Source organism: Litorimonas cladophorae (genome assembly GCF_014652455.1).
Taxonomy (GTDB): domain Bacteria; phylum Pseudomonadota; class Alphaproteobacteria; order Caulobacterales; family Maricaulaceae; genus Litorimonas; species Litorimonas cladophorae.
In genome coordinates this window covers 516,438-530,298 of record NZ_BMYV01000001.1, presented here as the reverse complement: position 1 = coordinate 530,298, position 13,861 = coordinate 516,438, and the positions used below count along the sequence as shown (strand labels likewise).

At 49.8% G+C, this 13,861-nt stretch carries 12 protein-coding genes; 1 reads left to right on the top strand and 11 read right to left on the bottom strand.

Translation table 11 applies throughout. The annotated features are described in order from the left end of the window. Positions 1-22: 22 nt before the first annotated feature. From IE073_RS02580 to IE073_RS02560, 5 genes are all read right to left on the bottom strand, one after another. A complete protein-coding gene (locus IE073_RS02580) occupies positions 23-2,350 on the bottom strand; it encodes a fused MFS/spermidine synthase (RefSeq protein WP_189580913.1) in 2,328 nt (775 codons plus the stop codon). A 64-nt stretch (positions 2,351-2,414) separates the two neighbouring features. Further along, a complete protein-coding gene (locus IE073_RS02575) occupies positions 2,415-3,677 on the bottom strand; it encodes an acyl-CoA dehydrogenase family protein (protein WP_189580910.1) in 1,263 nt (420 codons plus the stop codon). Then, entirely contained in the window at positions 3,677-4,741 is a 1,065-nt protein-coding gene (locus IE073_RS02570) for a phosphotransferase family protein (RefSeq protein WP_189580908.1), read from the bottom strand. Before IE073_RS02570 ends, IE073_RS02575 begins: the two co-directional genes overlap by 1 nt. 2 nt (positions 4,742-4,743) lie before the next feature. Then, entirely contained in the window at positions 4,744-5,505 is a 762-nt protein-coding gene (locus tag IE073_RS02565; protein WP_189580905.1) for a glucose 1-dehydrogenase, read from the bottom strand. Positions 5,506-5,509: 4 nt separating this feature from the next. Continuing rightward, complete coding sequence (locus tag IE073_RS02560; protein WP_189580902.1) at positions 5,510-6,289, bottom strand: SDR family NAD(P)-dependent oxidoreductase; 780 nt, start codon at positions 6,287-6,289, stop codon at positions 5,510-5,512. A gap of 100 nt (positions 6,290-6,389) precedes the next feature. On the opposite strand from IE073_RS02560, the gene IE073_RS02555 reads away from it, so the two are divergent. Then, entirely contained in the window at positions 6,390-7,919 is a 1,530-nt protein-coding gene (locus IE073_RS02555; protein WP_189580899.1) for a DUF3667 domain-containing protein, read from the top strand. On the opposite strand, the gene IE073_RS02550 is transcribed toward IE073_RS02555, so the two are convergent. The 6 genes from IE073_RS02550 to IE073_RS02525 all read right to left on the bottom strand — a co-directional run bounded on the left by IE073_RS02550 (position 7,916) and on the right by IE073_RS02525 (position 13,829). After that, positions 7,916-8,371 (bottom strand): hypothetical protein, encoded by a 456-nt coding sequence (locus tag IE073_RS02550; RefSeq protein WP_233349746.1) that lies wholly within the window; start codon positions 8,369-8,371, stop codon positions 7,916-7,918. The two genes, IE073_RS02555 and IE073_RS02550, sit on opposite strands and share 4 nt — an antisense overlap. After that, positions 8,368-8,763, bottom strand: coding sequence for a YcbK family protein (locus tag IE073_RS14280; protein WP_189580893.1), 396 nt, complete (start codon positions 8,761-8,763; stop codon positions 8,368-8,370). The genes IE073_RS02550 and IE073_RS14280 overlap by 4 nt, the downstream gene beginning before the upstream one ends. A gap of 93 nt (positions 8,764-8,856) precedes the next feature. Further along, complete coding sequence (locus IE073_RS14115; RefSeq protein WP_233349745.1) at positions 8,857-10,161, bottom strand: DUF2853 family protein; 1,305 nt, start codon at positions 10,159-10,161, stop codon at positions 8,857-8,859. Positions 10,162-10,173: 12 nt separating this feature from the next. Continuing rightward, positions 10,174-11,259 (bottom strand): OmpA family protein, encoded by a 1,086-nt coding sequence (locus tag IE073_RS02535; protein WP_189580890.1) that lies wholly within the window; start codon positions 11,257-11,259, stop codon positions 10,174-10,176. 149 nt (positions 11,260-11,408) lie between these two features. Continuing rightward, a complete protein-coding gene (locus IE073_RS02530) occupies positions 11,409-12,371 on the bottom strand; it encodes an NAD(P)H-dependent flavin oxidoreductase (protein ID WP_189580888.1) in 963 nt (320 codons plus the stop codon). Next, positions 12,372-13,829 carry a M28 family peptidase gene (locus IE073_RS02525; protein ID WP_233349744.1) on the bottom strand — a complete coding sequence of 486 codons (1,458 nt, stop codon included), beginning with the start codon at positions 13,827-13,829 and terminating at the stop codon, positions 12,372-12,374. Between the last annotated feature and the right edge of the window lie 32 nt (positions 13,830-13,861).

The window sequence follows — 13,861 nt, the reverse complement described above, 5'->3', positions numbered from 1 at the left end:
TAGTGGCTCCGCAATAGATGAATTATGGTTGTGATATGGCCTTCGCTTTTCCATCTTTCAAGCTTTGAGCCATCAGCGTACCTAAGATCGAACTATAATCGTCCGTCCAAACCTTCACATGTCGGCTCGGGACCCATGTCTGGTATTTAGGATCGTTTTTAGTTGCACGTTGAATAGCCCCTTCGGGGCCCATCAGTATCCCGGTGGCCCGCGCGCCCATATCGCCATATGGGTTTGCTGGAAAGTCTTGGATATCGATGTAGCGCGCCGTCAGGCCTGCATCATCGGCCAATCGAACCACAACGGAGGTCACGTCCAATAATTTATTCGAAGTGTGAAAAAATACGAATCCCTCAGGCTTCAATCGGGATTGGTATAACTCCAAAGCTTCTCGCGTCACCAAATGAGCCGGGATGGAGTCAGAGCTAAAAGCGTCAATGACGATCATGTCCAAGCTGGACTCTGGCACAGCCTTTAGCTTTTGGCGCGCATCCCCAATTCGAATGTCCGCTTCTGGCGCACATGTTTCGACATAACTGAAGTATTCTGTATTTCGCGCGAGTTCGACGACAGCTGGATCGATTTCAAAATACATCCAGCTTTCATTCGGCTTTTCATAGCAAGCCATCGCGCCCGCTCCCAGACCGACAACCGCGATATTGAACGGGCCGTCATTTACGGCACGCGCCGACATCACCGCACTGTGGATCGAACCGCCTTCGATATAGTAAGATGTGGGTACATTTTGCAAAGCAGGATCACGAAGCTGGTAGTTATGAAACGTGTCGCCATGCACAAACTTGTGGACCTTACCGTGGGGACTGTCATCAACCTTCACCGCTAATAGGGAGTAGAAGGAACGATCTTGAAAAATTGAACCAGACCCAAAAACATTCAAACTAAAGGCTGCGACAACCAGACCCGCGAACATTCCTGTCTTCACCCAACGCCCTAAATCAAATCGAAGGGCTGAAAGCGCCAAAATCGCGACCGTCATGAATATAATTAGCCTATTTTCCACTCCGACGGAAACCAGCATTAGCGCATTCACAGCGGCAGCTATCGCTCCAATGATGAAAAGCGACCAAGGTTTCTCTCCCGCCTGTGGCAGAACGATACCATCGGGTCGGAGAAACAGTACGAGAGCAAGTACGATTGCAAATTCATAAATACCATTAAAGATTACGGGTGCAATTAGCGCGTTAAACACCCCACCCAAAACGCCTCCTACAGACATCAAGATGTAAAAACCCGTTAGTCCACTCACGTCGGGACGACGCTCAACCAATATTGCGTGGCAATATAGCGAGATTAAAAAATATGCAGCGAGAAGGAGAGGAATTTTGACGATCGGAGGGGGAGACGTGTTCAAAGCCATCCCGGCGATATTGAAACTCTGGTTTGGCGCGAGCAGCGCGAACCCCAAGATGACCACCCATGGGAAAAGCTTTCCTAGCCCTGCGGCATTGACCAGAGGTTTCCGTGCAAAAACTATCACGAACGTCAGTAAATATAGGGCCAATGGCATGATCCATAAGAAGGGGGCAGATGCGATGTTGTTAGTCATGTAAGAGGTGACGCCCAACATTAGGCTGGAAGGCAGAAACGCCAAGAAAACCCAGAATGCTTTCTCTTTCCAAGCCGTCGACACATTCGGCCCAATGGCCTCTATCGTTGCGACATCTTGAGGGGATAAACGCCTGAGAAGTGCAACAGCCGTCAACACGATCATGACCAGCAGAGCCACATAACCAATGGCCCACACTGATGTTTGCAAACCCAGTCGCAAATTTGGTTCGATTAAAAATGGATAAGCACAGAGGATGATCAAACTGGCGGCATTACTCGCCGAATATAAAAAATACGGATCCTGAGCGTCCTTATGATCGGTTAGACTGAACCATCGTTGCAATAAGGGCGCATTTGCTGACAAAGCGAAAAATGGCAATCCCACCGTGGCGCCGAAAAGTCCCAAAAGCCAAAAGGTCGGCATTCCGCTTTCGGGTAAAACAATATTAGAGGAGACTGCGAGGGGTAGAAACAACAGTCCCATGGCAGTCACGGCGGCGTGAATACCTATTTGAATCTTCGGACGAAAATATTTTGAGATCAAATGCGCGTATATATATCCGCCCAACAACATAGCCTGAAAAAAGACCATCGCTGTATTCCACACATTCGACGCACCCCCCAAAAGGGGAAGAATGAGCTTCGTAAACATAGGTTGAACCGAGAACAAAAGCGTGGCGGACAGGAATATGGTACACGTAAATATCGCGGCCAAGCCGAGAAAACGTCGACGACTTCTAGAGTGCGGTTGGGCGTTTGTGTTGGGTTCGACAAATGTCATAATGGGGTCCCACGTGTATCAACGTGAAACCCCATTACGGTATTAGGCTAAAAATCTTGTTAAATTAGACCGTTTGATTTGTGTAGGACCGTAATTCCTTACGCGCCACCTGCATGCGATGAACAGCATCCGGACCGTCAGCGAAGCGTAAAGTCCGCATTTGCGCATACATGCCCGCAAGCGGGGTATCTTGACTAATGCCAGTGCCGCCAAACATCTGCATGGCTTCGTCAATAACTTTCAGCGCCATATTTGGGGCCGCAACCTTAATTTGGGAAATCCAAGGCGCAGCAGCGCGGGCATCCCCCTGGTCCATCATCCATGCTGCCTTCAAGCAGAGCAAGCGTGTTTGCTCTATCTGAATGCGACAGTCCGCAATGATGTCATAATTCGCACCAAGTTTCGCTAAGGGGCGACCAAAAGCAGTACGAGAAACAGCACGTTGACACATGAGCTCCATCGCACGTTCGGCCTGCCCTACCGCTCTCATACAATGATGGATGCGGCCAGGTCCAAGACGACCTTGGCTGACTTCAAATCCACGACCTTCGCCAATGAGGAGAGCGTCGGCAGGTACGCGAACATTCTCAAATTTCATGTGCAAGTGACCATGGGGGGCATCGTCTTGCCCAAACACCTGCATAGCACGAAGTTTAGTAATCCCAGGCGTATCAGCAGGGACAACAAACATCGAATGTTGTTGATGACGCCCAGCTTCACCGTCACGTGGAGCAGTCCGAGCCATAAGGATGTAAACTTTTGTGCGGCTATCGCCTGCACCTGAAGACCAATATTTTTCGCCGTTAAACACCCACTCATCACCATCTTTGACGGCGGAAAAATCTAGGTTAGTTGCATCCGAGGAAGCCACATCTGGTTCGGTCATGAGATATGCCGAGCGGACAGTGCCCTCGAGCATCGGTTTCAACCAACGTTCTTTATGTTCCTCGGTTCCGTATTTCTCGAAGACCTCCATGTTACCCGTGTCGGGCGCAGAGCAGTTAAAGACCTCTGGTCCAAGGTGGGACCAACCCATTTCTTCGGCGAGATAGGCGTACTCGACTGTGGAAAGGCCATAGCCTTTGTCTGACGCCGTAAGGCCCGTTTTCGTCAGCCAGAAATTCCAGAGGTCCTGCTTACGCGCCTTAGCTTTCCAGCCATCCAATAATTCCATCTGGCGAGGTGTGTGTGTCCACCGGTCCTTCGCCGTGGCCGTTTCATGGTGCCACTCGTTCTCCATTGGCATGACGTCGTTTCGTACGATTTCACGCACAGCATCGCATAGTTTTTCCACACGGGCAGTGCGTCCCAGATCCATATTACTCATTAGACATCTCCTGTTTTTATTTTTTCTCGGGCCGTCTCGGCTAAGGCCATCACCATTTGTCCGTAATCTTTGAAGCGCTTATCTTGCGTCGCTCCACTCACATATCGGAAGTATATTTGCTGGATAATGACGCTGAGTCTCCAGATCCCATAGACGTAGTAATAGGTCATATCGGACACATCGAACCCGGTGCGGTCAGCGTAGAATTCCAGAACCTCTTTTCGGGTCATCATCCCTGGGTTCATACAGGGCTGACGCACAGTCAACTGCATGTGTGGCGGATCGTCAGCTTGTACCCAATAGGCAAGCGTATTCCCTAGATCCATAAGTGGGTCGCCCAGTGCCGATATCTCCCAATCAATGATCGCCGAAATTTGCGTCGGGTCTTTGGGATCTAGGATACAGTTATCAATCCGGTAGTCTCCGTGCAGAACGCCCACTTTACCCGAGTCAGCAGGCATTTTGTCTTCGAGCCACTGCTGGATGTCTTCGTAATGCGGAACGTCGTCTGTCAAAACACGGTTCCAACGGCGGTTCCAACCCATAATCTGGCGTTTGACATAGCCGTCGGGTCTACCGAAATCTGCGAGACCGGCTGCGTCAACATCCAAAGTGTGAAGATCACAAAGCTTGGAGAAAAAGTTCTGGCAAAGCTGACGGTTCTCAGCCTCGCCCCAGCCCCATTCTTTAGGGATACGATGTACTATGTGACCGTCCACGCGTTCCATAACGTAGAACTCTTTGCCAATATGGCTCTCATCATGTGTGTAATATAAGACGGGCGGGACGGCCCCAAAAACGGGCTTTAAATCGCGCATGATCCGATACTCGCGGAACATGTCGTGCCCCCCTTTGGGAATTTTTCCAAATGGCGGGCGGCGTAAGACAAGTTTACGATCTGGGTAGTCAACAGCATAGGTTAAGTTGGATGCACCGCTAGGGTATTGTGTGACCTTTGCCTCGCCAGACAGGCCGGGAATTGCTGCTTTCAGAAGCGGATCAACGACCGACATGTCGAGCGCTTCACCGTCTCTCACCGCAATAGTAGGGTTCGTGTCAGACATAATTACAAAATCGCTCCAGCGTCTACAACCATGCCTTGACCTGTAAAGTAACTGCTCTCATCGCTGACCATATAAAGCACAGCTCCGACCATCTCTTCAGGTTGAGCCATGCGAGAGATTGCAAGATTCTCATCCATAAACTTTTGGATGCCAGGCGCTTTCTTCAAGGCCGAAGCGAGCTTCGTATCGGTAAATCCTGGTAGTAACGAGTTCACCCGAATGCCGTGATTGCCATATTCTTTCGCCATTCCTTTGGTCATTGAGATCAACGCCGCTTTTGTCATGCCATAAATAACGCGACCTTTACCTGGCTGAATACCATCAATTGACGCAACATTGACAATAGCCCCTTTGCCATTTTTTAGCATCAAAGGAATTGCCTTCGCCGATAGAAAATATGGACCTTTGACATTTACGTCGAAGGTTTTGTCATAGGCGGATTCAGGTGCCTCATGCGCCGCCCCCATGTAAGGATTGGTGGCTCCATTGTTGATCAGTATATCAAGTCGGCCGTATTTTTCCGCAATCATATCTACGACTTTTCCGTGATCAGAAAGTTCGCCTAGATGAAGTTTGGCGCTGATCGCCTCCCCGCCAGCTTCACGTATCGCTTCAGCGACTTTCTCGCAGTCAGCTTGCTTTCGGCTGGAACAGATGACAATCGCACCATGCTGTGCCAACCCATGAGCAATTGCTTCACCGATACCACGCGATGCGCCTGCGACCAGGGCAACACGCCCCGACAGATCAAAACGTTGGCTCATATCTCTACCCCTTTTTAGCAAAAGCCTGCCCGACCTTTGCCTTTAATTTCCGCATACCTGACAAATATGCGTCGGGATGCATTGCGCGGTTTATAAAGTACTTTTGGACCACTGGATGCGGAAAAACGAAGAACTCATCCGCAATGATCGCCGCTTTCAGTGCGTTTGCGACGTCTTTAGGCTCTAATAATCCGTCTTGAGACCCCTCCGCCATCGACATACCCTTGGTCATATTTGACCGCACATATTGGGGACAGATACAGTTTGACTTAATCCCGTCATCGGAATGCTCAATCGCAATGCTTTCAGCTAGACTAACAGCCGCATGTTTTGTGGAGGAATAAGATGCACTACCGATCTGATTCAGCAGTCCTGCAGCAGATGCTGTAATCACAAATCGTCCAGATTTACGTTTCACCCAATTAGGCATCAACTCGCGCGCTGCGTAGACAGAGCCCATGACGTTCACTTGCCAAGCCTGTTCCCAGCTCTCATTGCTAGCTGCGGCGACGAAACGCCCATTTCCGGATCCAACACCTGCATTGGAAACATAAACATCGATAGGCCCCAGTTCCGCCTCAACCCGGTGAATAAAGTCTTTCACAGATGCTTCATCGGACACGTCACAAACAAACGGCGTCGCTCCAATCTCTGTTGCCACCTGACTTGGAAGCGATAAGTCACTAATGGCGACTTTCGCGCCCTCGGCGATGAACATTTCAGCGATACCGCGGCCAATGCCGCCAGATGCGCCCGTAATTGCAATGATTTGATTTTTAAACATGTTTGATGGTTTAGCTGGCTCCCCACGCGGTTCAAGATACAAAATTGAATGTTCTATTCTGTCCAGTGATGTGACAAACTAACTTGAGGGGGATGCAAGTGTGTCGACATCAGGAACTGGTTTAGGTGGAAATTTTGGGGACGGAGAAGCCGCGGCCCTGATTGCGGGCGAAGACCTACTCGGTCAAGATTCCATTCCCGATACCAATCAGAAAGTGACATGCTTCTCTTGTGATCAACAAATGCTTGGAGTCTTTTGCCATGCATGTGGTCAAAAAAATGACGATTACCGCAGATCAATCTTTTCCCTAATCACAGAAACTTTTGCGTCAGTCTTTTCCCTTGAAAACCGCATTTGGCGCACCTGGCTCTCTCTTATCATTAAACCAGGGAAAGCGTCACGAGAGTTTGCCGATGGAAAACGTACAATTTGGACATCCCCGGTCCGAATATACCTTGCGATGTCGATCATATTGTTCGGATATATGAGTTTAACAGAAACTCGTATTTTTAGCGTCCGAACGGATATCGTAGCGAAGTCAGGCATCACGGGCGACGTCGACAAATTAGATGACCAGTCCGTTAGGCTCAAACCCACTTTTGGCTTTTTCAAACGACAAGCCGAATTAGACCGTTTGAATGCCAACCTCGACTTTGATCGCGTATCACGGTTGATGGAGGGCACCCCGAAACAGGAATTTGTTTATACAGACAATTTGGCACTTTTAGGAATTTCGTTAGATGATGAAAATCTGAAGACTTTAGGGGTATGGCCGGACGCAGAAAACCCCACCCCCGTTGGCGAAGTCACTGAGCAAGACCTGGCAGAGGTGGACATAGCCGCACGTATCATCGCCCTTTCAAATTTTAATGAGAACATCGAAGACGTTGTAGACCTCTATAACGGTATCCTTGGGCTCACGGTCTCTCCTGAAACAATTATAGACCGTATTCGCAGTGCAAAAGAAAATGATGTTCCATTTGATATTTACAAAGAACTAAACCCATCCCTTGACGAAACAGGTAGAGCTTCCACCCTCGACTCCATCGAAATATTGGATAGCCAACTAGCGAAACTTGGCCTGTCTCGAGAAAGCCTGCACGTTTTGCCAGATGAAATTAATCGCGCTTACACATTCAATATGGGGGCTGGGACAATGAATGGAGTAAGCCTGTCTCAAACGGAAGTTAAGCGTGTATTCGTTCAAGTATTAAGGAACCCAGCAGTCCTAAACGAAGGCGTGTCAAAATACCTTCCACGCATAATGTTCCTAATGATGCCATTCGCCGCCATAATTGGCTTAGTTTTCATTCGCAGCAAGAAAAACGCCCTGCTCTACGACCATCTTGTTCACGCGGCCTATATCCATGCGGTGACATATGGGTTTTTGCTTGGTCTCATTCTGCTGTCTCAATGGACCTCATTAAAAGCCACGATTGGCATCTTTCTGATCGGAATTCTCGTCTACCTGCCCCTTAGCGCAAAACGAATGTTTAACCGTGGTTGGTTCAAAACCGTTCTGGCCAGCTACAGCATCGCTTTCAATTACGGTCTGGTTTTGTTTTTCGTCGTCATTCTTCTAACGGCACAATCAATTGTGGATCAGGCTGACCTTATACAGCAACTTTAGCTGCGCTGGCTGATGCTTGACTTGGGAGCGCGATCGCCAAACCACCAGAGCGTCGCCGCAGTTGCTGCAAAGACCGCGGCCTCTGCAATACCTTCGTTTTGCGTGCGTAGAAAAATCCAAGCTGTAATCGCCCAAAGTAAAAGTGTTAGGACAGGCCGTACCAAACGTAAGGTGTTGATGACCCAAAGGCTCGACTTTCCAAGCGCGGCGTCGGCTTTGATCGACGCCTCCAGCCCGGTCCAAGAACCTGATTGGGCCACGAGGGCGAGTTCCATCTCCGTTTCCTGAGATCGGGCCTGCATATTAAGCTCATGCAATTTGTATTCATGCCCCCAGCGGGCCTGCTCTTGAATATGTGATTGACGCCTTTCAAAAAATCCAGCGACGCGACCTAAAGCGGTCCCGATAATCCCGAATACGCCGCCTGCAGCAGCTTCGAAGCCAAGTGTCATGATGTCAGCCATAGGTCCCTCGCAGTTTGGTCCGACCACCATTGACGGGATCGACCAAGGTCAATGTGTAAAAAAGTTTGATAATATCCAAAGCCGGTGAAGCCGGCTCGTTGGCAGGCTTTGAGTAAACTCAAGCGATCGTGACCATCGGCGGAAATATCTACGGCCAGAGTGAGGTGCTGGGACAAAGGTGCGCCGCCGACATGGGCGTTATGCAAAGCACAACGATGCCCCGACAATATCACAAAAGGACGGCCAATTATTGATCGCGCCCACTGCAGCCTATCAAAAAAATCAGAGTGAAAATAAGTCTCACCGCAGTGACGACAGGCAAATTCCTGAAGTTTGAAATCTGGCCATCGCCATTCATCTGAGTGTAGTTTGCTTGCCATGGCATTACACTACACCCGCCACCAACAGCGGGGATGCAATAAAAAAGCCCGCCATAAAGACGGGCTTTTTCAGGATTTTTAAGCGGGACAGATTTAAGTAAACTGTCCCAACTTACGCGCTTTCTTGGCCGCAAGGTAGTAGAAAGTTACGCGAGACTTGAAACGTTCGCCTTTCATTTCCTGACAAACGTCTTTGACGAGGTCCATCTGGCCTTCGGTTTTACCCAACTTCTTGGTTACAAACCCATCAGCAACGGTTTGCAATTCCGCTTCGTCCGAACAAGCGACCAGAGATCCATCTCTCGTGCGAAGTGCGATACCACAATGCTTGACGATACCTTGGACAACCGGCTTACGAGCCTTTGGATGGTACTTCTGTACGTTGGTGAAGTACTTTTCAAACGCCGCATCTGCTTCGCTCGGTTTTGCTTTTCCACGCTTAGACCCTGCCTTAGGACCAGGTTTTTGACGTGGCTTTCCAGCTGCGGTTAATTTGCCACGCTTGGTTCCAGGCTTCGGCCCAGGTTTCTTGCGAGTCTTGCTCCCAGCGGCGGCAGATTTTGCGAATCCTTTGGCCTGAGGGACCCAAGAGTCTCTTTCGATACGGCCAGGGATAGAATCGATCACACCTTCGACCATTGTAACATCTTTTTTCTTCCATGCTGCGATTTGGCGGAAGTAGTAGATACCCTTTGAATTCAGATCTTTCTCGAACTTTGGACCGATACCTTTGATCAATTTCAAATCATCAGGTGCACCATCGGTCGGTCCATCAGTGTAGAGAACCTTAGGCTTCGGAGCGGCCTTCGCCTTCGGTTTCGCGGCAGCTTTAGCCTTTGGTATAGCCTTGGGTTTAGGAGCGGCTTTAGCTTTAGCTTTAACCTTAGCCTTAGTTTTTGGTTTCGCTGCCACAGCAGCACCCGCGAGTGACGCCGCGCCGGCGGCCTTAGCCGCAGTAGCCTTTTTCTTTGATGCAACTTTTTTCGCGGGCGCCTTCGGAGCCTCTGCAAGTTGGCTCTCTAGGTACTTTACGCGAGCCGCGAGATAGCGATTACGCCATTCTAACGCGTAGGTGTCATCAGTATCACCGTCATCTGCCTTAGATCCAGCGGTCGTGGCGGCAAGTGCCGTGGCAGCAGCAGCACCCGCTGCCCCAGCGGCCAGCTTTCCTTTCAGCCCTGAAATTTCAGTATCACGGGAGGAAACGCTTCCCTCAAGTTCTTGAACTCGGGCACGAAGACTGTCCGCCTCTGCGCGCAGAGCCCCCTCACCTTCAACAGATAAGTCTCCATCGACTTTCTTTCCGCGAAAGAAAAGCCAACCCAAGAGGAGCCCTAAAAGGCCAGCAGCAAGTAACCAAAGTAGGTTACATAAGATAAATGCGAGTGAGTTTGACATGGGTTAATACTCCTATTGGGCGCGTGTCACTGTGAAGTTGATCCGGCGGTTCATAGCACGTCCCTCTTCGTTGTCATTGGAGGCACGAGGATCTGATTCCCCATACCCTTTTGCGGTCATTCGGTTAGCTTCGACTTGTTGATCAGCAAGGTAATTCTTGACTGTTTCTGCACGAGCTTCGGAGAGCCATTGGTTGTAATCTGCTTCCCCAACGCTGTCAGTATGACCGTCAACCTGAATACGGAAAGACGCGCACTGGTTAGCCGCAGAAGCAAGCTTATTCAGAAAATCGAAACTCTCAGCCCCTTTGATGTTGGCCTTTCCTGTTTCGAATAAAATGCGGGAGTCACTTTTCAGATCATCAAAGAGAGTCTGACAAACAGACTCTGATTTAACCTCACCAACATTATCTGCTGCCATTTCCGGAACTACGATATTGGCAGCAAATCCCGAAGCATAATTACCTGGAAGGCTTTGGCCGACGAGGTTGATATCCCGACGAACGCCAACGTCTGTCGATGTACCACTAATCAGACCGTTGTATCCTTCTTGCGAAAAGCGACCTTTGTCTAAGCGCGACAATTCGGTCATATATTTTTCAGTTACCTCAAGGAAGCGTCCATCTGGAGCACCATTGGCAACTTGTATTTTTCTATCGATAGGCTTGGTATTGAAAATTCTGTTTGCAGCAAGAAGGACGTCTGCCTTCGCTGTCTGGGAAGGAACATAACCTGAAAGCGTAACATTGCCGTTAGAGTCTTTTACAGCATTGAATGTATAAGGCGTCTGAGTTGGCAAGGTATCGAAAGACATTTGATCCTGCACTGTATGCCAGCGTCGTTTCCCATTGCATGAAGAACACTCTGCGTTTCTCGCAATATCAATCGCGGCCGACTTTTGTGCTTCGCTCGCGGTTTTCCCCGACAAAACGGCCTGATTGCCATCCATTTCGACCTGAATGTTTTGAAAGCCATTATTGTCCAGCGCAGCTCGAATATCTGCTTCCATGCTGGGAACTTTTAAAAAACTGAGAAGCGCAGAAAGCGCGAGACACAAGAGGGCAAGCAGTACACCCGCGCCTAACCATTTCGAAAACATAGTCCTACTCCGTTACCCATCCGACCCGCAATCGCGACTCGCAATGTTTGGAGGCTTTAAAGTAAGAGCGGGCAGCATGCAACGCCGCCCGACCACTATTTAATTATGAATAAACTCACTCAGAGAACGCATTCATTTTCTGTTCAGCTTCATTGAGAGGACAATTTCTCACAAGCTTCTACGTATTCAGCTTTTAATTCCGCGATCACGTCGGCAACCGGAGGAGAGTTATGGACTGAACCCACACCCTGTCCTGCGCCCCAAATGTCTTTCCACGCTTTGGCTTCGGTATTTCCACCCGACCCAAAATTCATTGAGGATTTATCCGCTTCAGGAAGATTATTTGGGTCCAAACCAGCCTTCTCGATAGACCCTTTTAGATAGTTACCGTGAACACCTGTAAATAAAGAAGACAAGACGATGTCTTCCCCCGAACTTTCAACAATCTCATCCTTATAGCCCTCTTCCGCATTGGCCTCTGCCGTCGCGATAAACCGCGTACCGATATAGGCCATGTCAGCACCAACCGCCAGAGATGCAGCGATTGCACCGCCTGTGGCGATCGAGCCAGACAAAAGTAGTGGACCGTCAAAAAACTGACGAATTTCAGGGATCAACGCGAATGGCGATAGACGTCCCGCATGGCCACCGGCCCCAGCACAGACTGCGATCAAACCATCGGCTCCCATGGATAGAGCTTTCTTTGAATGACGGATATTTGTGACATCATGAAGGATAATCCCACCGTATGAATGTGTCGCGTCATAGACCATCTGGTTGGCCTGAAGCGAAGTAATAATGATGGGCACTTCATGCTTTACGCAAACTTCCATATCCTCTTGCAGACGGTTGTTGGAGGGATGACAGATTTGGTTGACGCCAAAGGGGGCAACTTTCTTGTCGGGATTGGCTTTCTGATACTCTTCAAGCTCAAGTTTAATCCGCACAATCCATTTTTCTAATGTCCCAGAGGGTCGGGCATTCAATGCGGGAAACGTCCCGACGATTCCCGCCTTGCACTGTGCGATGACAAGTTCTGGCCCAGAAACGATGAACATCGGAGAGCCGATTACGGGAAGCGGTAGACCTTGGAGAATAGGAGGCAAAGACATTTAGTTTTCCTTGTTGTCGCGATAATTTGAAGTGGAGTTAGCGGTAATCCAAGCCATGGCAGCAAAAGCCGCCGTATTCTTGGCCATCTCATCTGGGTCGATTTTGTCAAATGTATCATCTGGTGTGTGATGCAAATCGAAATAATCAGTCCCGTCCTGTTGCAGACGCATAGCGGGGACACCGAGCGCCTTAATCGGGCCGATGTCGGGGCCACCTGATGTGTCTTTCTCAACTAGCGGGATATTGAGCAGATCAGCCAGCAGCTGCATGTCTCCTCGACCAGCCTCATGATTGTAATGGATCTCATAGGGTGCAACCGCGCCAAAGTCAGATTCCGTCGCCATGACATGTTTAGCCAAATTATCTTTATGTTGATCTCGATAAGCGAACCCACCGAGCAGGCCAATTTCTTCGGCACCATATGCAACCACACGTATGGTTCGCTTGGGCTTCATTCCTGAGTCGATGATGACCTTAGCCGCGCCGGCAGAAATTCCTATGCCGGCGCCGTCATCAATCGCCCCAGTGCCGAGGTCCCAACTATCCAAGTGACCACTTATGAGAACTATTTCCTCTGGAGATTCAGTTCCAACGATCTCGCCAATAACATTGCCCGAAGGGCGATCCCCCGTATTAATAGGCGTAAGAGTCATTTTCACCGTGACTGACTCACCGCGCTGGAAGACACGCTCCATCTGATCTGCGTCTGGTCCAGACATCGCGGCAATAGGGATTTTCGGGACATCAGGCGTATAGCGCATGCCACCCGTGTGCGGAAATCGATGGCTGCTCGTACCTACAGAGCGAATAAGGACAGCGACAGCCCCGTGTTTGGCCGCCTCAGATGCGCCGATGCGCCGTTTCATACCAGCGGGACCATAGCCTGCTCCGTCGGGCGCTTTATCCATCAAGCCAGAGATGAACACAATTTTGCCCGTGAGATCCTGCGTTGTTTCCTGAAGAGCATTCAGCTCTGGAAAATAAACTACCTCGGCTTCGATGCCATTGGCAGGCGTCGCGACGGAATACCCTAAAGACGTAATGACCAAGTCTTGTGGGAAGGGAGAAACGATTGACGCTGTTTCAATCCCCCGTTCCCACCCTGGGATCGTAAAGGGCTCTACACGGACGTTTTCGAGACCGATCTCTTCAAACTTCGCGACGGCCCACTTTCGTGCCCGCGCTTCGGCTTCCGTGCCTGCCATGCGTTGACCGACCTCTGTCGTCAGGCTTTCCGTGATATCGTAACCCTGCGTCCCATCGAGTGCAGCCTCGATCAGTTTCTGAGCTTGTTGACCACTCAACCCAACAGTCTCTAGGTTTGCTTCAGTTGTTGCTGGTTCATCGAGTGGGGGCTCAACCGACGGATCAGTGCTCGCAGAGCAAGCCGCCATAGAAATTGCAGCTGCAAGAATGAAAATCTGACGCATCGGAACCTCTTTAAGTGTATTTTTCATACGGCGGCTTGAACAGTAGCGATTGAACCATT